Source organism: Bacillota bacterium (genome assembly GCA_024655925.1).
Taxonomy (GTDB): domain Bacteria; phylum Bacillota; class DTU025; order DTU025; family JANLFS01; genus JANLFS01.
On record JANLFS010000006.1, the window covers coordinates 23944 to 47110 of the forward strand.

A 23167-nucleotide genomic window follows, 5' to 3' on the forward strand; every position below is an offset into this window, starting at 1 on the left:
ATCCGGCTGTTCGGTATCGACAGTAGTCGGTCGCCCCAGGAGACGAAGCGAAGGATCGGCTACGTTGGGGAGAATCAGAACTTCTATGATGAGATGAGAGTGAGCTGGACGGCAGGCTTCGTCAGGCAGTACTATCCCCAGTGGGATCAGGGTCTCTTCCAGACGATGCTCGACAGGTTCGGTGTTGATCCTAAGAAGAAGGTGGGAGCGCTATCGAAAGGGACTCGGGTCAAGCTCGCATGCGCGCTTGCCATCGCCCACCACCCGGAGCTTCTGATTCTCGATGAACCCACGTCGGGGTTGGACCCCGTGGTCAGACAAGAACTCCTTGCCGAACTCCTTGCGTTCGTCAGAGCTGGCGACAGATCAGTGTTATTCTCCTCCCACATAACCCAGGACCTAGAGAGGATTGCGGACTACATCACCCTGATCATCGGGGGGAGGATTGTTGACAGCACTGACAAGGAGGACCTTCTCGATCGCCACCGGAGGTCGAACCCGACCGCTTCCTTGGATGACCTATTGATTTCGCTCGTGAAGGGAGGAAAGTAGGATGCTCAAGCTCATCGTCAAGGACCTATACATTAACCGAGCTCAGCTCCTGACGCCTCTTGCGATAGTCTTCGCGATCTATGCAGCTGGTCTCGTCTTCAGGGATCAGGTGGTGGCAGGGTACGCCATGACGTTCCTCGGAACCTACGCGGTGCTTGTGACCCCCATGTTTGCTCTGGCATCGTTGCAGACTGAGGAGAAGAACCGTACGCTCGGGTTTCTTTGCACCATGCCCATCTCGCCCGGGGAAATTGTGGCATCCAAGTTTCTTGCGACTCTGGTTCTTGCAGGTGTCACGGCGACGCTGTTCACCGCCTTGGCAAGGCTCGGCCCCTCACTCATGCCGATGGAGGCTGTCAGGGAGACCTGGGGTAACCCCAGCTACTTCCTGTTGATTGCCCTCACCCTACCTGTGGCTGCGGCCGCGCTCATCGCCTTTTTCAAGTCTGGAGTGTCAGCTGCGCGGACCGTGGTCATGGTGGGGGTGGCGGTCTTCGCCTTCGGGAGCATGATGCTCAGCAGGCAACTGGGTGTCCACGGGAACCTTATCGCGGGAATGTTCGATCCCGGCCCTGGGCCGACTGCGGCCGTGCTTGTGGTTGCCTTGTGTCTCTACACTCTGGGTTACCTCGTGGCCAAGAAGGTGTTTGAGAACAGGGAGCTCTCGTAAGTCCCCGGCAGGACAGAGAACCTCTCGCCCCGAATGGAAGAACCTCAGAGAACCACTATGGCACAAGGGGCGAAACACATGAGGATCGACCTAGTCCAGACACTGCTGACCCTATCGAGTAGCCTGGACTACGCGTACCGTGGCATGACGGACCACCACCACATCGTAACCCTCGCAGCCCTCACCGTCGGCCGCGCCTTGGACATGGCCGAGAACGACCTCTCGGAGCTGTTCAAAGCCGCGATTGTGCACGATATAGGGGCGGTCACCTGGCGCGAGAAGGAGTCACTCCACGAGTTCGAGGTAGAAAACACAAAGCCCCACTGCAGGCGGGGGCGGGACTTCATCACCGGTTCAAGGTTTCTCACGTCCGCAGCGGACGTTCTGCTCCACCATCATGACAGGTGGTCGGGTGGCGACCCCGGCGGCCTCCGGGGGGACGAGATCCCTCTTGCAAGCCGCATAATCCTCGTCGCTGACCGGCTCGCTGTTCTGGTTCGGGAAGGGGAGCACATCCTGGTCCAAAGGGAGGCCATACTGGATCGAATCGGCTCTCTGGCCGGGACAGTGCTTGACCCGGGCCTTGTGGACGCCGTCCGCGAAGTCGCAAGGCCTGAGAGCTTTTGGCTTGATCTTGCCGGCCCCTGGCGTATGGACAGGATCTTGGGGCTGGTGCCTGCCCTGCAGGTGCAGGGAGATTCGGAAGACTTGTTCGAGCTTGCTCAGGTGCTGGCGACTGTGGTCGACGCAAAGAGCCCGTTCACCTACAGGCATTCTCAGGGCGTGGCCGTAGCATCCAGGTTCCTTGCTGATGTGTTCGGACTCGAGGGGGACAAACTCCGTACGCTGGAAACAGCTGGACTGCTTCACGACCTCGGAAAGCTGACAGTGCCGGATGAGATCCTCGAGAAGCCTGGCCCGCTCACGGCCGACGAGATGGACTGGATGAGGCAACACGCTTACTACACCTACTGGCTCGTGCATCCCATATCACCCCACCCCGAGATCGCCGAATGGGCTGCGTTCCACCACGAGCGATTGGACGGGCGTGGGTACCCATTTGGGAAGACCGGGGAAGACCTCGAACTCGAACACCGGATACTGTGTGTGGCGGACATATTTACTGCTTTGCGAGAGGATCGTCCCTACCGGACCAGCCTACCGTGGGCGGAGATTGAGACGATTCTCTCGAGGCAAGTGAGATCCGGAGGCCTCGACCAGGACGTCGTCGCGGCACTTCTGGCTGAGTCTGATGCTCTGGACGACATATGGGCTGACCTCTCGGCCAGACTCGCACACCTATGCGCGGCTGCGCCGTGAGCCTAGTTGAAGATGTGAGCTTGGAAAGGCACATCCCTGGTCAGTCCTTTCTTGCGCTCGCAGCAGCGATACCAGGCTACCTGGCCTGCGTGTCCAGTGCGGTCATCATCGCCCAGGCCAGAGTGTACGCCTTGGCCATCACATCCGGGCGCATCTTGTCTGGGGTGTCACTCAGCTTGTGCCAGTGGGGTGCGTGGTTGGACCGGTCCATGCCTGCCAGGGTGATGGCGGGGACACCTGCTATGATGGAATCGCTCGCCTCAGTGACACCGCCCTCTATCTTGGATGGGTAAGCCTCGAGTTCCGGCATGGCCTCCGCAATTCGCTCAGCCAGGGCCCGGAGTTCGGGGCTGGGATACAGGGAGGTCACGATGCCTTCCCGCACGAGCCAGGATGGTCCGGTCACCCCGAGCATCTCGAAGTTGATGGTCTTGGGGCGGACCATCTCGGCCTTGTGGGCGGCGAAGAAGTGACGTGCCCCTTCGTGCAGCGCTTCCTCACTCCCGGTGCAGACAAGCCATACCCTGGTGTGCTCCATGGGCTCGGATCGGAGCACCTCTCCCAAGGCCAGGACCAGGCCGGCCGCTGAAGCGTTATCGTTTGCCCCAGGAGTGAACGGGGTCAGCTCCGCGTGGACCGTCAGGGCCAGAAGGAGCAGCGCGAACGTACTCGGAATTACTGACACCGGCCACACCCAAGGCGCTCCCGTGAGCGCGCCGTATATGTAGATAGCTATCTGAGCGAAGAAAGACGCGAAAGCGGTGGTGCTCAGGAACCTGTAGACCGTAAGCCATTCGGGGGTGCTGAATATGATGGGGGTGCGTTGTGTGTCGACGTGCCCTATGAGCACCAGGTCTTGCCGGGCCTGCCCTTTCTTGGGCTCCGCCACCGCATAGACGTTCTGGCTCGGACGCTTGGGCAGGGCCCACCTGAGGGGGTTGTCGCGCAGCCCGAGTTCCAGGACCTCCGATGACATTACGAAGACAGCGATAGCAGCGGACACCCATGCGCTCACCTTGCCCGCAAGCGGGTATATTGCAAACGCGGCAAGCAGAGCCACCGATGCCACCAGGTGTGGCCTGAATACCGACCCGGAGGACGGGAATGTCTCAACCTGTGGCTCGAAACCGAGGCCGGCCAGGACCTCGGCGCAGTACTGGGAGCCTCGCCTCTCCCCTTCGGTGGCGGAACCCCTCGGGCCGATCTTCCCAGCCAGCTCCTGTATGTGGCGCATCCAGGCAGCGACCGCTTGCTCCACGCCTGCAGGATCGGGACGCGCGAAGTCCACACCGCGGTCATTATTCTTATTGGCCAAGCGCGGGCACTCCTTCCGTTCGACTGTGATCTATTGGTGCCTGTGATTCGCCATGGGCACTCTAGTCTCCTTGTGCCGCGCCCCCAGCTACGATCCAGATCTGCGATAGAACCACCTCTTCACCGTCTCCACCATAATGAGGTAGGCAGCCACCACCCCCACTAGAAACAGGAAGAACGGCGCCGGAGGTGGCACGAATCCAAAGGATCTGCCGATTCCGGTATATGGGATGGCAAAGCCCACACCCACTACGGCGATGGTGGACAGGAGCAGGGCGGAGCTTGGCCTGCTTTCGAGGAACGGGTGGCGTGTGCGGATCATGTGGATGACCAGGGTTTGAGTAGCCAGGGACACCAGGAACCATCCCGTTTGGAACAGGGGCTCCGCGGCGCGAAACCCGTGGAGCATCACAACATAGGTCAGGATGTCGTAGATCGAGCTGATGGGGCCGAACAGTATCATGAAGTTCCTGATGAAGTCGATGTTCCACTGCTTCGGGGCAGCGATGTAGTCCTCGTCGACACGGTCCGTGGGTATGGTGACCTGGGCGAAATCGTACAGGAAGTTATTCAGGAGTATCTGGACCGGGCGCATGGGGAGGAAAGGCACGAAGAAAAGGGCCGCGGGGACAGAGAACATGTTCCCGAAGTTCGAGCTCGTGCCCATCATTATGTACTTCATTGTGTTTGCGAAGGTGCGCCGGCCTTCGATGACTCCGTGCTCGAGGATGTGGAGCCCTTCCTCCATAAGCACAATGTCCGCGGCCTCTTTGGCCACGTCCACAGCGTTGTTCACGGAGATGCCCACGTCGGCTGCGCGCAACGAAGGAGTGTCGTTGATACCGTCACCCATATACCCCACCACACGACCGGCCGCCCTGAGTACGTTGATTATGCGGTTCTTCTGTTCGGGGCTGAGCCGGGCACAGATCGTGGCGTCCGCGGCACGCTGGGCCAACTCTGGATCATCCATGGCGTCCACATCTCCGCCCATCACTATGCCTTTAACTTCCAGTCCGACTCGCTCACAGATCTTCTCGGTCACCAACTCGTTATCTCCAGTCAGGATCTTGACCGCAACTCCGAGCTCCCGGAGTTCCCGCACTGAGTCGTCCGCGCTGAGCTTGGGAGGGTCGATGAAGGAGACATAGCCCACGAAGGTGAGGCCGGATTCGTCAGCGACGGAGTACACAGCACGCTCGTTGTGCACCTGGCGGTAGGCAACTGCCACGGCTCGGTACCCATCCGCGCTGAGCCGTGTGAACTCATCCATGGCGAAGACCCGAAGGTCTTCAGACATGTGCTGGACCTTTTCGTCCAGCTCTATGAAATCACAGGCCGAGACCACGCTCTCAGGTGCACCTTTGGTAATCAGGGTACGGATTCCTGCCTTCTCCACTATCACAGACATCCGGCGGCGGTTGAAGTCGAACGGGACCTCATCAATCTTGACATACTCGCCGATATTTGCCCCATCGTGCTTTGCGATCGCTGCATCCATCGGGCTCTTGAGGCTCGCCTGGAGCAGGCTATTCACTGCGGCGAGGTGGAATGTTCGGTCGGATGGCCTGCCTGCTGCGTCCACACACTCGTGAAGGGCGAGTGCTCCCTCGGTGAGGGTGCCGGTCTTGTCTGTACAGAGTGTGTCCATGGAACCTAGGTTCTGAATGGCCTGCAGTCTCTTGACAATGACTTTGTGTCGGGCCATCGAGGCTGCCCCGGCTGAGAGGTTGACGGTGATTATCATCGGCAGGAGTTCAGGTGTGAGCCCCACCGAGACTGCCACCGCGAACAACAGGGAGGTGAGGATCCCCCGCCCAAGGTAGGTATTGAGGATGAATATGAAGACGACGAGGAGGCCTATGACCCTGACGAGCAGAGAGGTGAACCGCCTGATGCCCCTTTGGAACTCGGTCTCGGGCCTTTGGACGGTGAGGCTCTTGGCGAGCCGCCCGAACTGAGTTCGTGCTCCTGTCTCTGCCACGAGCGCGGTGGCAGTGCCGGACACGACGTTGGTGCCGAAGAAGACGGAGTGAGTCATATCAGGCAGGGACGCAACGTGCCCGGGAGTATCTGCCGGCACCTTTTCGACCGGGAGAGACTCCCCGGTCAAAGTGGCTTGATCAAGGAAGAAATCCTTGGCTGACAGGACTCTAGCGTCGGCCGGGACTATATCGCCCACCCCGAGCTGGATGATGTCCCCGGGGACAAGTTCGGCTATTGGAACCTCGACTGGGACCCCATCCCTGACGACTGTGGAAGTGATTGCGACTTGCCTCGCAAGCTTCTGAGCAGTCTGCTCCGACCGGTACTCCTGGAAGAACTGGAGGGTCACACTGCCGAGGACCATGAGACCTATGATTATCGCTCCCTCTGGTTCGCCCAGGAAAGCGGAAACCACTCCCGCGCTTATCAGAACCAAGATGAGAGGTTCCGTGAAGAGTAGGAGGAAAGAGACCCAGGCGGGCCTCGCGGCGCGGCGGACCAGTTCGTTCGGTCCGTACTCGTCCAGGCGACCCTTGGCTTCGGAACTCGACAGCCCGTCTGTCCCGGCCTGGAGCCGGTGGAGAAGCTCCTCAATGGGCAAGTTGAGAGGATGGCTGCTCAAGCTCACGGCATTGGGGCGGGTGCGGCCGCCTCCATACACATCTGGCACTCGTTTCTCCCCTATCCGAGGTCGACGAAATCAGGGATCTCCTCGGTGATACGGTCATCGGGTGGTGGGTCATGTCTGCCATTGACCATGAACGCCACCGGCACAAAGACCAACACCACGACAGCAGCATACGCCATGAACCTGCGTGTGACAGGCCGGTATTCTGAGGCCGGGCCGCCTCCGGCTAGGTGATCACCGGGCTCCGGTTGAACCACAGACACCTGCTGCCTGAGTCCCATGAAGAGGGAAGCGCGAGGGGCGAAATCTGAGTAAGTCAGCGCCACCAAAGCCTCCAGGACAATGAGGAGCAGCAACAATATAAGCTGCCGGACGGGGGTTAGTCTGATCTCGTGCCTCACGTCTCGATCACCTCGAACTAGTATTTGCAGGCTGCGACGAGATGTACACGACGCCGGCCGCGAGGTCTCGGGGCCACCCTGTATTCTACCAATTTGGAAAAGCAAGACTATAATTCCACGCCTGTGTGATGTTCCCCTTCATCCAGGCCGAAAAAGTGGCCGGAGCGGTATGGCCGATCCCCGGCAATCTGCGGCTGAGCCTCGCGCTCCCAGGACACTGGTAGGATTCGCGGCACTGAAAAATGTACCACCCTGGAGAAGGAATTCGGATCCGACGGTAGAACTATACTGCCAATGGAATGCTGGTATACCAAGAGCCGGTGAGTCCGCTGGGAGCATTACTTCTCGGGGGCGTGATCCATGAAGATCCTGAGGACAGACGAGTCAGATTCCTTCCAACCCGCGGGTTATGAGGTGTTCCAGCGCCTGCGCGCCATGATACTCGACGGGGAGATCCCATGCGGCGAACGGCTCGTGGAGCGGCGCCTTGCCGAAGCGATGCTGGTGAGCAGAACCCCGGTCCGGGAGGCACTGAAGAAGCTCGAAGCTGAAGGGTTGGTCCATCGGTGCCGGTACGGAGGATTAGTGGTGTCGCGCATCTCACCAGAGGATGCCATCGAGATCTTCCGGATCCGAGAAGTGCTGGAGGGTCTCGCGACTCAGCTCGCTGCCACACTCAGGGACGAAGAGGATCTTGAAGTGCTCTCAGACCTGTTCAAGAAAATGAACGACGCAATACGGGACCGCGACGACGAGCGGTTCAACAGACTGAACGCACAGTTCCATGAGAGGATCTACGCCGCGGCCCACAGCCCACGACTGTATGCCCTCATAGCCAACGTCAGGGAATACCTCAGAAGTTACGCTCGAATTGGGTTCCGAAACTGGGGCCGCCCCGTCCGGTCGAATGAAGAGCACCGCCGGATTCTTGAAGAGCTCCAGCGAGGGGATGCAATAGGGGCGGAGGAGGCAGCCCGGCATCACATCAGGCAATCCTTGGAGGCAGCCCTAGGTGTGCTGCGGGAGAATGCCGAAGGACCGCGTTGACCTGATCATCCCGGCGACGAGCGACACCGAGTTGTGCAGACAACAGTGTTGGAGGACGTTCCCGATGATAGACTCAGTTGAGCCCCTGCAAGGGGGCGGTACTGTACCCCAAATTATGGGAAAATTCAGAGTAGCCGAAGCACTCCCCGGCGACGTGCGGCGGAACATTGCTCGCGTGAGTCCGTTGAGGTTTGAGGCCGCCGGGGTGAGCCCGGATGCGGTGGCGGCAGTGACGGGAGCCAGGACTACCTACGTGCGGTTCCTTCCGGCGCTGTCCAGCCAATGCCGGGAGAACGAGATTCTCATGGACGGCGTGATCCGCGAGAACGCCGGGACGACCCTGCGGGCAGAGGTGACTGTCTCGCTTGTGACGCCCAAAGATGCCCAGTCCGTGCTCGTCAACCCTCTCGCTGACCTTTCGTGGATGGACGATCACGAGCAGGCGTCTTTCCTGCGGCGTTACCTGATGGGGATCCCCATGGCGGTTGAGGACAAAGTAGTCGTGGCTCTGCCTGGGGCACGTGAAGTCCCTTTTCGTGTCGTCGGCACTGCCCCTTCAGGTTGCGTGGTGGTAGGCCCAGGGACAGCCGTCAGAATCCAAAGGCAAGGTTCATTCGGGGACAGTTCATCCAGCGTGGCCTATGAAGATATCGGCGGGCTGTCTGAGCAGGTGAAATTAGTAAGGGAGATTACCGAACTGCCCTTGCTCTACCCAGACATCTTCGCGCGAATCGGCATAGAGCCCCCGCGAGGCATACTCCTCTTCGGACCTCCTGGGACAGGTAAGACCTTGATCGCAAGAGCTGTCGCCCACGAGAGCGGTGCGCACTTCGTCCATGTGAATGGCCCTGAAATAGTGAACAAGTATTACGGCGAGACTGAGGCGAGGCTCAGAGAGTTGTTCGATGAGGCGCGCCGAAAGGCTCCGAGCATCCTTTTTCTGGATGAGCTCGACGCCATTGCACCCAAGCGCTCAGAGGCCATAGGGGATGTTGAGAAACGGGTGGTGGGGCAGCTCCTCGCGCTAATGGACGGCCTGGTGTCCCGGGGCCAGGTGGTGGTCATAGGCGCCACCAATATGCCCAGCCTTCTCGACCCAGCCCTTCGGCGCCCCGGGAGGTTCGACCGGGAGATAGTCATCCCCGTGCCCGACACCGCTGGCAGGCTCGAGATACTGAGAATCCATACCCGCGGGATGGCCTTGGACGAAGACGTCGACCTTGGTAGACTTGCGGCCATGACCCACGGGTACGTGGGCGCCGACATAGCTTCTCTGTGCCGCGAGGCAGGCATGCTTGCCCTCAGGCGCGTGATCCCTGAGCTGCCCAGCGCAGGCCGGGAGGAGCGAGAGAGAATCGCGTCCGATCTCAGGGTATCCATGAAAGACTTCATCCAGGCATCCAGGGCGGTTCGGCCTTCGGTCACGAGGGAGTTCTTCACGGAGATTCCGGACACTACTTGGGCCGATGTGGGGGGGCTCGAGGAGATCAAGGCAAAGGTCGAAGACGTAGTGATCCTCCCCCTTCGCAACCCCCAGGCTGCACTTCACCTCGGAACGAGCGCCGTCAGGGGACTGTTGTTCTTCGGCCCGAGCGGAACAGGAAAGACTCTGGTCGCGAGGGCGATGGCGCGCGAGGCTGGAGTCAACTTCTTATCCATATCCGGCGCAGTTCTCTTCTCCAGGTGGTTTGGGGAGACAGAAAGGGGCCTGCACGAGCTGTTCGATCGGGCCAAGCAGGCGTCCCCCTGTATACTCTGCATCGACGAGGTCGACTCTCTGGCCTCAATGAGGTCGGGAACAGGCGCGGCGGCAGAGCGCGCGGTGAGCCAGTTGCTGGTAGAGCTGGACTCCATGGACGCCCTGACAGACCTCGTCATTGTCGGCACCACGAACAGGATGGACCTGATGGATCCCGCGTTCCTGCGCCCAGGAAGATTCGATCTGGCTATTGAGTTCCCGCTGCCCAACGCGGAGGACCGGGCCGGGATCTTCGAGGTCCATCTCAGGGGAAGACCCCTAGGCCAGGAGGTGGACATTGAGCGCCTGGCCGTGATGTCGGAAGGTCTCACAGGAGCGCACATCTCCGGCATATGCAGGCGCGCGTCTTTCCTCGCCTTACGGGATTCGGTCCTGGGGCCGTCCCCGGGTGGTGTCATCACAATGGCTCACCTGTTGCGAGCCACGGAGGAGGTGATTCGAGAGAGAGAGGGCTTGATTGGGCGGCAGGCGCCCGTGGCGGGTGAAGACCGATTGAAAGGAGGAAGGGCGGGATGAGCACAGATCTACTTCCGGAACAGATCACATTCGCAGACGAGGGATTGAAGCAGGTGACTGTCTGGTCGAGAGGTGTGCTTCAGAACAAGGAGGCCCGGGACGTCGCAGTGGCTCTTGCCATGGCAGCTGGAAGCGACGGCAAGTTCGCAGACGCGTGGGAGAACTACGTGGATCTGCCAGACCGCGTCAACGTTCCGGTCAGGTCCTACGCGCGCATAAGCTCAGAGCCGATTGAGATGAAGTACGTCTATGTCAACAATGAACCCGACATCGTGGTGCTGCTCGAGGAGACTCTGGTCAAGGGACTTCCGATAACTGAAGGGCTGAAGCCCGGCGGTACGCTGGTCGTGAACACCAGGCGCGACCCGGCGTACATAGCGAAGTTCGTCCGCGACAAGAGGAACCTCGCCAAGGTGGTCTGCGTGGATGCCTCAGGGCTGGGGCAGGCCCAGGTTACCCTCTCAGGGGCAGAAGGCGCCACCGATGCCACCGGGATCGCCGGGGGATGGGCCGGCGTGCTGGTGGGGGCAGTTGCCCGGGCCACGGGCCTGGTCAGTCTGGAGGCTCTGAAAGCGGCCGCGAAGAGGCCCGAACTCGTGGTGAGCGGTTACGATTCCGCTGTCATCATGGAGTTGTAGGCCGACTCGCGCAAGAGGGAGTGAAGGAATCATGAGCGAGGCCAAGTGTGCGCACGGGGCACCGTTCGCCGGGACAGTCCCGGCGGCGTGCGGGACAAACGACAGAATGGTGACAGGCAACTGGCGGTCCATGAGGCCGGTTGCGGAAGCAGAGAAGTGCACTCAGTGCCTGACCTGCTGGATATCCTGTCCGGATGCCTGCATTACACCAACGGAGAACGCGATAGAGCACAACCTGGATTACTGCAAAGGGTGCGGGATATGTATCCGGGTGTGTCCGGTGGGCGCGATCGTAGGCGTTCCGGAACTTGAATTCTGGGATGAGACGGAAGGGAAGGGGGCATAGGCCGTGGGCAAGAAAGGACTGATGTCGGGTGTGGTCGCCGTGGCTCACGCCGTGCGCCTGGCAGACGTGGATGTGATCGCTTCGTATCCAATTCGCCCCTATACTGGTGTCATGTCTGAACTTGCCAGAATGATAGCTGATGGGGAGCTCGATGCAGAGTTGGTGTACGCCGAGGGAGAACATGCTCAGCTCAGCATCGCCTACGGTGCCGCGGCAAGCGGGGCGAGGACTTTCGTCGGCAGTTCCGGCGTGGGTGTCACATACGCGATGGAAGTCTACTCTCCCACATCAGGTGAGCGACTTCCAGTGCAATGCATGATTGCTGACAGAACCCTGGACCCGCCCGGTGACTTCGGGTCCGAGCACACTGACGCGCTGTGCGCGCGAGACCAGGCCTGGATCATGGGATGGGCGGAGACCCCGCAGGAAGCGCTGGACATGAGCTTGCTCTTCTACAGGGTCGGCGAGGACCAGAGAGTCTCCCTGCCACAGTTCCCGTGCCAGGACGGGTACTTTGTCTCCCACATACTGGGCCACGTGGAAGTGCCCGAGAAGCCGCAGGTGGATGAGTTCCTGCCTCCGTTCAAGCCAGTTCACTATCTCGACCCTGGGAACCCAATGATCCTTGGGGCCCAAATAGAGCCGAGCATGAGTGCGCCTCTCCAGTACCAGAGGCACCAGGCGATGAAGGCGGCACAGAGTGTCATTCGTGAGGCTACGGATGACTTCAACAGGATCTTTGGGCGGAACTACTCACCAATGGTGGAGTTCGTCGGATGCGACGATGCGGACGTAGTCTTCGTGATACAAGGAGCCCACACCTGGACCGCGCGCACTGTCGTGAAAAGGCTGCGGGATCAAGGGTACAAGGTTGGGCTCGCCAAAATCCGAGTGCTCCGGCCGTTCCCAACTGAGGAACTCCGCGAAGGCCTTTCAGGAGCCAAGGTCGTTGGGGTCGTGGACGTGGATGCGGCGTTCGGCATATCCAGCGGTGGCGGCGTTCTCCTCACCGAGGTCAGGTCAGCCCTGTATGGTCTGAGTGACCGCGTTCGGGTCATTGGGTTTGTAGCCGGGCTCGGGGGAGAAGTCATCACACGTGAGGAATTCTACTCCATGGCCAGGAAGATGTTGGAGGTCGCCGCCGCCGGCAAGGTGACCCAGGACGCCTTCTGGCTGCCATTTGAGTTGTAAGTGGGAGGGGGAACGGACATGGCTACTGAACTCGAGGAAATCAAGAGCCTGAGAAGTGCCCCGCTGGAAGAGTACTACGTGCCGGGACACCGGACCTGTGCGGGGTGTGGACCGGCCCTCACCTACAGGCTGGTGGCTAAGGCCGCCGGGCGCAACACGATATTCATCGGTCCCACCGGGTGCATGTACGTGGCCAACACAAGCTACGGGTGCAGCCCCTGGGCGGTTCCATGGATCCACGCACAGATCACGAATGGTGGTGGTGTTGCGTCGGGAATTGAGGCGGCATACAAGGCCCTTCTGCGCAAGGGAAAGAAAAAAGGCTCTTTCCCGAACATCATCGTGATGGCGGGTGACGGAGGCGCCACGGATATAGGCCTCCAGGCGATGTCCGGTGCGCTCTACCGAGGGCACAACATCCTGTTCATCTGCTACGACAACGAGTCATATGCGAACACTGGGATACAGGTGTCCCCCACCACACCATGGGGCGCCTGGACCACGTTCACACCTTCAGGTCCAGTGATCCCAGAGGGCAAGAGAATATGGCCCAAGGACACCCCCAAGCTGGTTGCGGCGGGGCATCCATCCGTCCGCTACGTGGCCACCGCCTCGCTTGGCTACCCGCTCGACCTGATGAACAAGGTCAGGCGTGGGTTGAACGCTGACGGCCCGGCCTACCTGCACATCCACGCCCCGTGCCCCAAGGGCTGGGTATTTCCTGCCGATCAAACCATCGACATGGCGAAACTCGCGGTGGACACCGGAATGTGGCAACTCTACGAAGTGGCGAACCACCAGTTCAAACTGACGCATCGGGTCCTCAAGAGACGGCCGGTCGAGGACTACTTGAAGCTGCAGGGGAGGTTCAGTCACCTGCTACCAGAGCACATCCACAAGATCCAGGCTTGGGTGGATGCTCGGGCCGAGGAGGTTGGAATCCCGGCAGTAGTGCCTCCCGCTAGGGGTCAGTGAGGGAAGGAACTTTGCCTGAAGAGAAGGAATTGAGTCACTAGTGTAGAAATATGACCGCGCTCGGGCGCGGTCCCGGTCGCCAGTGTTAGGGGCGGGCTCTCCCAAGTTACGGTATACCAGTATTCTAGGATACTCAGGAAGTCGGTTTTCCGGGATTATGCCAGTACCCTGGCATGTAACAGCAGGATGACCAACACAGCACATGCTTCACCCGGCCCGCCCCCTGCGATCTCTTCCAAATCCAGACTGACGGGAGGGCATTGAAGTGTCGAGAGTCACATTGACGAGGATGTCGGCAGCTATTGTGATTGCGCTCGTCTTCGTAGTACCCTTGTGCACGCTCGGGGTGGGAGCGCAGGTCGAGGTTCCCAAATTCCAGCTGCCCGCAGTCATCACGGCCCCGGGGCAGGCTCCAGAATACGCCATCGTTAACATGATGTTCAACAGGATCAGGATCCCCGTGAAGACGGATCCCATGCTCGAGGCCGACCAAATCGGGGACGCAAAGACCCTCATCATCATCATCGGGGGAAGCGGCAAGGGGCTTGGAGCAGCTGGTGTGGACCTAGCGGATGAGGTTGCACGGGCGAAGAGGCTCTTGCAGACTGCCAAGCAACGTGGGACCCGCGTGCTCGGCATACACGTTGGCGGGGAGGCCAGGCGCGGAGACAACTCGCAGGTGATGATCGACTTGGTCACTCCTCAGTGCGCCTGCGTGATCGTCAGGTCCGACGGGAACGCGGACGGCGTGTTTACTAAGCTGACCCAACAAGCCAAGATCCCACTCTTGGTCATCGAAAAGACTACCGAACTTTCCGATATTTTCATGAACATGTTCCAATAGCGCGTGTAATTGCGGTTCTTCGTTGCCCTTGGGACGTTAGGCCACAAACGTGCAGGTCAGGAGGAAGGACCTATGTGGACGCACTACGCGATCATAACACTGGCCATGGGGATCGCGTTCTACGTGGGGTTCTCACGCAAGCTGCCTGTCGGCCTGGTCATGGTGATTGCCGGCGCCGTCGGTCTTCTCGCCTCCGGGAACTGGCTGCCCATAAGGCACATGGTGGAGGGGTCGTTCTACTTTCTGAACCTGATGATGATAATCGCAATGAGCGTAGTATTTGTCACCGCGTTGGAGATGTCGGGGGGCTTCGACGCCCTGACCCGGCTTCTCATTCTCAGACTGCACCGGGTACCTGGGATCCTTCTATGCCTTCTTATGCTCCTGGTGATGCTGCCAGCTATGTTGACTGGGTCGGCCCCCGTGGCTGTCCTTAGTACCGGCGTTCTGGTAGCCCCGATCCTCCTGAGGCTCGGAATTCCGAAGGTCCAAACGGCGGGGATCTTGGCGATGGGTGGGCTTCTCGGGCAGAGTGCGCCACCCATCAACGTGATGATAATGATAATCGCCACGAGCGTGTTCATGCCCTACGAAGGATTCGACCTCCCTCTTGCAGTCCTATGTTTCCCCATGGCTGTGTTCTCCGTTCTGTACCTTGGGCGCAAGTATGTGAAGCGTGAGACGTTGGACACAATCGTCGCGGAGCTCAAGGAAGAGGGGAGTGAGAAAGGCTCCCCTTCGGGGTTGGTCCCGTTCATCCCCCTGATCGTACTTGCGGTGCTCATGTTCGGCCCCAGAATCTGGCCGACGAAGTTCGTCGATCCGGGATCTCCGCTGTCCTTTGCGGTGGCGGCTGCCGTCGCCCTGTTCACCGGGAAGAAGGTCGACCTCATTGAGCTGTCCAAGCGCTCCATGAAGAAGTCCCTGGGCGTCTTGGGCCTGTTTGTGGGAATAGGTGTGCTCGTCCAGGTTCTCTCCTTTACGGGGCTCCGTGGGTTCATAGCGGTGGCATCCATGGCAGTTCCGAAGAGCCTACTCTATCCCTACGTGGGGATCACGGCTCCTCTCTTGTGCGGTCCGCTCGTTCCGTTCGGAGCATCGGCGGTGGTAGGGCCGCCGTTTGTCCTGGCGTTCACTAACCAGAATTCGATCATCATTGCATCCGCGGTGTCCATGTTCCTTTCCCTGGGCTGTCTAGTTCCTCCTACGGCACTATCAGGCCTATTCGGCGCCAGGGTGGTGGGCATAGAGAAGGAGTACGGCAAGGTGTTCAGGGCAGTCCTGGTGCCTGCGATACTGACTTTCATCGAGGCCCTGGTGTTCATGATCTACGCCAACCCCATCGGCAAGTTCTTTGGGGTATAGGGGAGGGGTCGCCGTGAACATCTTCACCGTCTTCAACTGGTTGTACAGGGCCATGCTCATATACATGGGCGTCTTCCTGGTATGGAACATGTTTGAGCATGACAACGTGAAAGAGCAGGTCATGACAGTACTGATTCTCATCCCGATCGTCTTCCGTGTGGTCGGGTTGAAGTAGCAGAGGGGGCGGCAGGTGTGAACAGAGGTGCAGTCGTCGGTCGGGCCTTGCTGCTCCTGGCTCTGGGCGCCGTGTACGCCACCCCTGCGGCTATCGCATTCGTGCGACAGTGGCAGCCTGAGCCGATAGTGGCCGGACCCGGAGTCACGAGACAAGTGATGCTGAGCGACTACTTCGCCGGGATTAAGGGCAGCCCGGTCGATACCGAGGTGTTCATACTCGAGGGCGAGGAGCCAGGGGGAACGATGGTCGTGCTGGGCTCAACCCACCCGGTCGAACCAGCGGGTCTACTCTCGGCGACTTTGCTGGTGGAGAACGCAGAGGTGAGGCAGGGCAGGTTGATAGTGATTCCGCGGGCAAACGAGAGCGGGTACACTGCGACCGAGCCAGGACAGGGGTATCCGGACAGGTATGAGATAGAAACGGACTCGGGCACAAGGTGGTTCAGGTTCGGGATGAGGAACACGAATCCCATACACCAGTTCCCTGACCCAGATGTGTTCGTGAACGCCGCTTCAGGTCAGAAACTGGCCGGGGCGGAGGCGGGCAACCTCAACAGGAACTACCCAGGCCGCCCCAACGGACGCCCAACTGAGCAGCTGGCGTGGGCGATCATGGAGCTGATCAGGAAGGAGAAGGCGGACATTTCCGTGGACTACCACGAGGCTCCGCCGTGCAGGCCTCTCGTGAACTCGATATGCGCGCACGAGAGGGCGATGGACATCGCGGCTTACGCTGTGGTGCTGCTTGAGGAACAAGACATCAGGATCAGGCTCGAGGCCTCTCCGCCGAACCTCAGGGGCCTCTCTCACAGGGAATGGGGAGACTACACAGACACCATGGCCGTGCTCATAGAAAGCACGAGCCCGATGCATGGACCCCTGCATGGGCCTGCAACCACCGATCTTCTGCTCACTGCCAAGGACGAGGTCTACGAATGGGCGTCTCGAATCGGGCGAACAGTGCAGAAACACACCGCTGAAGGAGTTCCCATAGCGGTCCGGGTTGGGCGGCATCTGACCACGGTGATGTCGCTTGCAGAAGCGCTGACGGATTTCGAACCGGACAGAGGGATCGTGATTGAGGGTATTCCCGCATACGCAGAGATCGTGGCGAACGGAGTAGGGCGCTACCTGAAACCCGCGTCCGGAAAGTAGGGGGTGATGCACCAAACATCGAGCATCGAGAAGATCCTCGTGCCCAGCAAAGATGGAAGCGATCGAGCCTAACACCAGTTCAGGGATGGGAGGAACGGAAACATGAGACTACGCAGTTTCAATCGACTCTTGCTTGTCCTGGTCACGCTCACCATCGTTCTGGGCATGGTTGCGGGGACGACCCATGGGACCATGAAGACGATGGTAGTAGGGTCGAAATGGGCGGTCTCCGCGAGAACTCCAGAGGCGGCACTGGTAATGGCCCAGATCCTCGAGAAGGGCGGAAACGCGTTCGACGCAGCCGTGGCCGGGAAGGCGGTAAACGGGCTCACAGACGCAAGCATGAACGCCACCCTCGGAGCGGACTGTCAGATCTTGGTCTGGCATGCGGGTCTTCAGAAGGTCATAGGCATCAACGGGTCGGGCTGGGCGCCCAAGCTTGCGACCATCGACTGGTACATGGAGAACAACGATGGCAAGATCCCAGTGAGCGACGGCCTCCTTTCAGGGACTGTTCCCGCCGATGTGGACGCCTGGTGTACGATACTTGCCAGGTGGGGCACTATGAGCCTTGAGGAGGTTCTCAAGCCGGCGCTGGAAATGGCCGAGAAGGGCTGGGCGCTCAGAACCGGCATTTCGTCAGCCAAACTGCTGGCATATGAGTCCTCGTACGCGTCCATCTTCGGGCACCACCCGGCGGGCAAGGAACAATGGTCGGTGGGTGAGATATTCACCTGGCCAGACCTGGCCCGGACTCTGTGGAAGCTGATCGAAGCGGAGCGCGCCAACGCGCACAAGGGCCGGGAAGCCGCAATCATGGCCGCCAGGGACCGGTTTTACAAGGGAGACATCGCGCGGGAGATGGCTGAGTTCTCCGAGGCGAACGGGGGCCTCTTCCGTTACGATGACTTCGCCGAGTACTCTGTTGAAGTTGTAGAGCCCGTGTGCATCGACTACCGGGGATACCTGGTGTGGAACAGCCCAACAGCTTCACAGGGAGCGACAGTGCTGTTCTGGCTCAACCTGCTCCGCGGATACGACCTCAAGTCCATGAAGCATAACAGCCCGGAGTACATCCACCTGATGCATGAGACGATGAAGCTCGCCTACGCCGACAGGGAGAAGTACCTGGGCGACTGGAACTTCCACCCGATACCATATGACGTCCTGCTCAGCGAGGAGTATGCGGCTGAGCGGAGGAAGCTCGTCGACATGACGCGCGCCGTCAACGAGATGAGGCCCGGGAGCGTGGAAGGGTTCAGGTCGTCCATCCAGGAGACTCCCACTTCGATAGCTGGTGCAGGCGATGTTGAAGAGTACTACATCGGCACCAGTTACCTGTGTGTGGCGGACAAGTACGGCAATATGGTGTCGTGGAAGCCCAGTCTGCACAGCGGATGGGGAACCGGTGTCGCGATGGGCACGACAGGTGTGGTGTTCAACTGCAGAGGGGACTACTTCGAGCTGAAGGAGGACCACGTCAACTCCCTGCAACCGCGCAAGAGGCCGAGGTCGACCCTGCAGGCAACACTGATCACCAAGGACGGAAAGCCGTTCATGGTTGTGGGAAGCCCGGGCGGGGACGACCAGCCTCAGAGGGAAGTCCAGACCATCGTGAACGTCATAGACTTCGGGATGAACGTTCAGGACGCCATAGAGGCCCCGAGATTCTCCTCGGCCTCCTATGTGTCCTCCGTGTTCCCCCACGCCTACAACAACCCTGGCCGCATCACCCTGGAGGGCCGGATTCCCCCGGAGACAGTCGAGGCCCTGAAGGCACTGGGACATGACGCCAGGTCCACCGGGGATTGGGGCGTCGGCAGCGCTCTCAGTGTCATCCTCAGGGATCCCGTGACCGGCGTGTACTATGCCGGTGCCGACCCGCGCAATGCCAACATGGCACTGGCGAAGTAGGGGCGGGCAGCTCTGGGTGTTGAGTGCTGAGGACTAGTTGACCTGAGAACCGCTCGCGGCGCACGCGAGGCGACCCGAAGAAACGAAGACGGCGGGCGAAAACTCAATGTCCGACGCGGAGCCTCGTCCGCCGCCTTATGAAGATTGTCGGCGCTTCAAGGGTGCTTTCGATACCACATACAGATTCTCATACAGTCTCGGTATACCGGTATGCATTATCTCGCTATTCTCATCCCGTGGGCGGGTGATTCTCGACTTTGAGAACACTACACAAGACTCCAAACGACAGGAGGGCTATCTATGAAACTGAGACTCGTTGCGGCGATGATTCTCGTGGCTGTCCTCGGAATGTTCACTGTGAGCGCGCCCATCACCGCGAGCGACATGACCCGGCCCACGATTCTTGGGACGCATCACATGGTTGCGTGCGGCCACTGGCTTGCCACCTATACAGGCAACAGGATTCTGGAACGAGGGGGCAATGCCTTTGATGCGGGCGCGGCCATGGTGCTGGCGCAGTCGGTGTTAGAGAACAACCTGTTCGGATTCGGCGGTGAGGTTCCGATTCTCATCTACTCGGCGAAGGATAGGCAAGTGTACTCGATAGACGGGAATATGGCCTCGCCGAAAAGTGTGGATTTCGATTGGTTCATCGAGCAAGGCATTGCGGCGATCCCCGGCGACGGGTTGTTGCCGGCGGGTGTTCCAGCGGTCCTGGACGCCCTCATATTGCTGCTGGACAAATGGGGCACCATGAGCTTCTCTGAGGTCTGCCATGACGCCTGGCTTTACGCCTCCGAGGGCTTTCCAATGTACAACAGCGTCCGCAACAGCATAATCAGCATGGAGAAGCGGTTCCGCACGGAATGGCCGAGTTCCGCAGAAGTATATCTCCCCGGCGGCCGGGTGCCGGATTTCGGAGAAATCTTCTACCAGAAGGACCTGGCTCGAACCTTCGAGCGGCTGATGGAGGCAGAGCAGGCCGCGCTGGTTGCCGGCAAGACAAGGTCAGAGGCTCTGCGTGCGGTGCGTGACAGGTTCTACCTGGGCGATATCGCGGAGGAGATAGTCAAGTTCCAGAAGGAAAACGCCTTCATGGATGATACTGGCACTCCACACACCGGGAACCTGACCATGGAGGACTTCACGTCCTACAGTGCCAAACTGCGTGAGCCCTGGATGGTCAACTACCGGGGATACGAGGTCTACAAGTGCGGCCCGTGGACGCAGGGGCCAGTTTTCCTCCAGCAACTGAATCTCCTAGAGAACTTCGACCTCAAGGCCCTCAAGTACAACACAGCACATTACTGGCACGTCATAATCGAAACCGCTAAGCTGGCCCATGCTGACAAGGACCGGTACTACGGTGACCCTGACTTCGTCTATGTCCCCAAGGAGGGACTGCTCTCCAAGGAGTACGCTCGGGAACGCGTCAAGCTCATTGATATGGGTAAGGCACTCAACGAGCACATCCCGGGTGACCCGTCACCTTGGGACGGCAAGAAGGGCTGGATTCCGCCGACAACCACAATCGCTTCTGATGCCAATCTCCAACCTGTCGAGGTCGCGGCTGATTACATGAACCTCCACGTCCACGACACCACCGGGACCCGCGCTGTTGACAAGGACGGCAACATGTTCTCCGCGACCCCCAGCGGAGGCTGGTTCACTTCGTCGCCGCTGATCCCTGGGTTAGGATTCATGCTGGGAACCAGGGGTCAGATGTTCCACCTTACAGATCCAAAAGCGCCCACAGCATACTACCCCGGTGCCAGACCGTGCACTACCCTCACTCCAACTCTTGTCCTAAAGGACGGGAAACCGTTCGCGGTGTTCGGAACACCAGGCGGCGATACGCAGGATCAGTACACCCTCCAGACCTTCATCAATGTGGCCGAATTCGGGATGGAGGTTCAGTCGGCTATTGACGGCCCCAAGGCTGTGAGCTACAACTTCCCGAGCCTGTTCTATCCATATACCCAGAGACTAGGGGCCATGGCGGTGAACAGGGGTGTCCCTCAGGAGGTTGTGGATGAGCTGAATAATCGAGGTCACAAGTGTACTTACATCAGCGGGACATTCAGCGACGCGACCACCATGATCATGAAGCATCCCGAAACCGGGGTCCTGCACGGCGGCGCAAGCCCGGCCAGGGATAAGCAGTATGTCATTGGCTGGTAAATTATGGGGGATCGGCGGGGGAGGGCGGTCCCTTCCCCGCCAAGAGGAAACGACGGTCAATACGTAACAGGGACCGCCACTGAAGAATGCTGAAGGGCACCTGCGGAAAGGAGCGAGCGCACAACATCGTGTGTAGCCGAGAACTCAACTAACGAAGGGGTGTATCGCATGTCAGTGTTCAACATTAAGTGGCTGCACCGGCACTTTACATCTGCTGCCAAGATAGTCCTTGCTGTTGCGATTGTAGCGTCAATGTCCGTTTCTAGGGTAGAGGGAGCAACTTACCGACCAGTGGTAAGAGGGTTGAACGGAGCGGTTTCGGCCGGACATCCACTAGTGGCCGATGTTGCTTTGCAGGTCCTAAAAGATGGGGGAAACGCGATAGATGCTGGTGTAGCTGCCACATTGGCAACATGTGTCCTTGAACACACCCATCACAGCTTCGGCGGCGAGTCCCCCATACTGGTTTACACGGCAAAGACGGGCACTGCCGTAGCCATAAACGGCGTGGGACCCGCTCCGGTTGCGGCCACGGCAGAGTTCTTCCTCGATACAGTGGGAGGCATTCCTGACGAGGACAGCATACTTAATGCCCCGGTGCCCGGGACCTTCGATGCCCTGATACTTGCACTTGACAAGTATGGCACCATGAACCTTGCTCGAGTCATGGCCCCTGCCATACACTATGCCGAGGTTGGCCACCCTGTGGATGCATACATAGCCGGATGGATAGACAATGCCAAGGACATAGTGGGTAGATGGCCCACGTCGTCTTCAGTCTTCCTTCCCGGCGGGCAACCACCAAAGGCAGGGGACATCTGGAAACAGCCTGATTTAGCTAGGATGATGAGGACGCTTGTCGAGGTGGAGGCGGCAAACGCCCATAATGGCAGAAGTGCAGCCCTCAAGGCAGTCAGAGACGAGTTCTACAAGGGCAGCATAGCCCAGACCGTAGCCAAGTTCATGGAGGAGAACGGCGGCCTCATCACCATGGAGGACATGGCTGCCTACGAGGCAAGAATCGAAGAACCGTGGACTACCGAATACAAGGGCTACACTCTAATCACCAATGGTACATACACCCAGGCACCGGCATTTCTTCAGGCAATGAACATACTCGAACCCTTCGATCTCAAGGCTCTCGGTCACAACAGCCCCGCCTATATTCACCTCGTGAGCCAGGCGATAATGCTGGCCATGGCGGACAGGCACGCATACTACGGCGACCCAGACTTCGTAGAGGTACCCAAAGAGGGGCTTCTTTCAAAGCAGTACGCTGCTGAGAGGCGAAAGCTGATAGACCCAGCCAGGGCAGTGCCATTTTTCCCTCCGGGCGATGCGTGGAAGTATCAACCGGGCGGACGCGCGCATCTAGCTGGAACACACGTAGCCAACCTGACGTCAAGCGCCCCAACCGATTATGAGGATCCTCGCGTGGTGGACGCCACTGACACGATTTACCTCTGTGTCATAGACAGAGACGGCAACATGTTCTCAACCACATCCAGCAACAACATGGGACCGCGACGAAGCGGCGTGGTTCCTGGGAATCTTGGGTTTGTGCTCAGCGGACGTCTGCGACAGTTCTCACTTGATCCCGATAACGCCAACTACATACTGCCAGGCAAACGACCTCGCATAACTCCGTGCCCGGCTCTAGTCCTGAAGGATGGCCAGCCATGGATGACTCTCGGTAGCCCGGGAGAAGACGTGCAGGTTCAGGTGCTAGTGCAGACCTTCCTGAACGTAGTGGAGTTCGGCATGGATCCGCAGGAAGCTGTGGAGGCTGCAAGGTTCAGAACTTTCGCGTTCCCGGCCTCTCAGCACCCCCAGGCCATATTCCAGAGAAGAGTCAATGTGGAGGCCAGGATTCCTGAGTCAGTCGTTCAGGAACTGACCGCGTTGGGATGGGATGCCAGGACCGAGCCCGACTGGCAGGGCGTCAACGGCGGCGCGGCCATGATAATTCGCGATCCAAATACGGGCGCTTTAGCAGCCGGAGCCGACCCACGCCGGGCTTGCTATGCCGCGAGTTGGTAAACGTGCCATTGGTGTTGTGTAGATCCCCGCTACTGGCGTTTACTATGCTGGCGCCGCTCCGAGAAGCTCTAACTTGGCCCTTGCAAAGCAGGGTGCACTGCGGTCAGGTTGAGTCTTAGAAAGGCAATTCTCCGCCTCGTCGGCGGAG

At 59.5% G+C, this 23167-nt stretch carries 19 protein-coding genes; 16 read left to right on the top strand and 3 right to left on the bottom strand.

Going from position 1 to position 23167, the window contains the following annotated elements; translation table 11 throughout:
- The 3 genes from NUW23_01630 to NUW23_01640 all read left to right on the top strand — a co-directional run.
- A partial coding sequence (locus tag NUW23_01630) for an ABC transporter ATP-binding protein (GenBank protein MCR4424879.1) occupies positions 1-552 on the top strand: 552 nt, incomplete at its 5' end.
- 1 nt (position 553) lies between these two features.
- On the top strand, positions 554-1222 hold the full coding sequence (locus NUW23_01635; protein MCR4424880.1) for an ABC-2 transporter permease: 669 nt from the start codon (positions 554-556) through the stop codon (positions 1220-1222).
- A gap of 78 nt (positions 1223-1300) precedes the next feature.
- Positions 1301-2542 (top strand): HD domain-containing protein, encoded by a 1242-nt coding sequence (locus NUW23_01640; GenBank protein MCR4424881.1) that lies wholly within the window; start codon positions 1301-1303, stop codon positions 2540-2542.
- Positions 2543-2618: 76 nt separating this feature from the next.
- Here NUW23_01640 and NUW23_01645 read toward each other — a convergent pair whose 3' ends face one another.
- The 3 genes from NUW23_01645 to NUW23_01655 all read right to left on the bottom strand — a co-directional run bounded on the left by NUW23_01645 (position 2619) and on the right by NUW23_01655 (position 6871).
- The gene (locus NUW23_01645) at positions 2619-3857 is read right to left on the bottom strand and encodes a M28 family metallopeptidase (protein MCR4424882.1); all 1239 of its coding nucleotides are present in this window, start codon (positions 3855-3857) and stop codon (positions 2619-2621) included.
- Positions 3858-3944: 87 nt separating this feature from the next.
- Entirely contained in the window at positions 3945-6512 is a 2568-nt protein-coding gene (gene mgtA / locus NUW23_01650; protein ID MCR4424883.1) for a magnesium-translocating P-type ATPase, read from the bottom strand.
- 11 nt (positions 6513-6523) lie between these two features.
- On the bottom strand, positions 6524-6871 hold the full coding sequence (locus tag NUW23_01655; protein MCR4424884.1) for a hypothetical protein: 348 nt from the start codon (positions 6869-6871) through the stop codon (positions 6524-6526).
- Between the two features lie 360 nt (positions 6872-7231).
- Between NUW23_01655 and NUW23_01660 the strand changes: the two genes are divergently transcribed.
- The 13 genes from NUW23_01660 to NUW23_01720 all read left to right on the top strand — a co-directional run bounded on the left by NUW23_01660 (position 7232) and on the right by NUW23_01720 (position 23019).
- Positions 7232-7918 (top strand): GntR family transcriptional regulator, encoded by a 687-nt coding sequence (locus tag NUW23_01660; GenBank protein ID MCR4424885.1) that lies wholly within the window; start codon positions 7232-7234, stop codon positions 7916-7918.
- A gap of 115 nt (positions 7919-8033) precedes the next feature.
- Complete coding sequence (locus tag NUW23_01665) at positions 8034-10193, top strand: AAA family ATPase (protein MCR4424886.1); 2160 nt, start codon at positions 8034-8036, stop codon at positions 10191-10193.
- The gene (locus tag NUW23_01670; protein ID MCR4424887.1) at positions 10190-10831 is read left to right on the top strand and encodes a 2-oxoacid:acceptor oxidoreductase family protein; all 642 of its coding nucleotides are present in this window, start codon (positions 10190-10192) and stop codon (positions 10829-10831) included. The genes NUW23_01665 and NUW23_01670 overlap by 4 nt, the downstream gene beginning before the upstream one ends.
- A 31-nt stretch (positions 10832-10862) precedes the next feature.
- Positions 10863-11177, top strand: a complete 315-nt coding sequence (locus NUW23_01675) for a 4Fe-4S binding protein (GenBank protein ID MCR4424888.1) — start codon at positions 10863-10865, stop codon at positions 11175-11177.
- A 3-nt stretch (positions 11178-11180) separates the two neighbouring features.
- Positions 11181-12368: a pyruvate ferredoxin oxidoreductase gene (locus tag NUW23_01680; protein ID MCR4424889.1), complete on the top strand. Its 1188-nt coding sequence runs from the start codon at positions 11181-11183 to the stop codon at positions 12366-12368.
- A gap of 18 nt (positions 12369-12386) precedes the next feature.
- The gene (locus NUW23_01685; protein MCR4424890.1) at positions 12387-13343 is read left to right on the top strand and encodes a thiamine pyrophosphate-dependent enzyme; all 957 of its coding nucleotides are present in this window, start codon (positions 12387-12389) and stop codon (positions 13341-13343) included.
- Positions 13344-13608: 265 nt separating this feature from the next.
- Positions 13609-14187: a DUF6305 family protein gene (locus NUW23_01690; GenBank protein MCR4424891.1), complete on the top strand. Its 579-nt coding sequence runs from the start codon at positions 13609-13611 to the stop codon at positions 14185-14187.
- 72 nt (positions 14188-14259) lie between these two features.
- Positions 14260-15552: a TRAP transporter large permease gene (locus NUW23_01695; GenBank protein ID MCR4424892.1), complete on the top strand. Its 1293-nt coding sequence runs from the start codon at positions 14260-14262 to the stop codon at positions 15550-15552.
- Between the two features lie 13 nt (positions 15553-15565).
- Complete coding sequence (locus NUW23_01700; protein MCR4424893.1) at positions 15566-15727, top strand: hypothetical protein; 162 nt, start codon at positions 15566-15568, stop codon at positions 15725-15727.
- 17 nt (positions 15728-15744) lie between these two features.
- On the top strand, positions 15745-16884 hold the full coding sequence (locus NUW23_01705) for a succinylglutamate desuccinylase (protein ID MCR4424894.1): 1140 nt from the start codon (positions 15745-15747) through the stop codon (positions 16882-16884).
- Between the two features lie 102 nt (positions 16885-16986).
- Positions 16987-18798, top strand: a complete 1812-nt coding sequence (locus NUW23_01710) for a gamma-glutamyltransferase family protein (protein ID MCR4424895.1) — start codon at positions 16987-16989, stop codon at positions 18796-18798.
- 300 nt (positions 18799-19098) lie between these two features.
- Positions 19099-20979: a gamma-glutamyltransferase family protein gene (locus NUW23_01715; GenBank protein ID MCR4424896.1), complete on the top strand. Its 1881-nt coding sequence runs from the start codon at positions 19099-19101 to the stop codon at positions 20977-20979.
- 168 nt (positions 20980-21147) lie between these two features.
- On the top strand, positions 21148-23019 hold the full coding sequence (locus NUW23_01720) for a gamma-glutamyltransferase family protein (protein ID MCR4424897.1): 1872 nt from the start codon (positions 21148-21150) through the stop codon (positions 23017-23019).
- Positions 23020-23167: the final 148 nt, after the last annotated feature.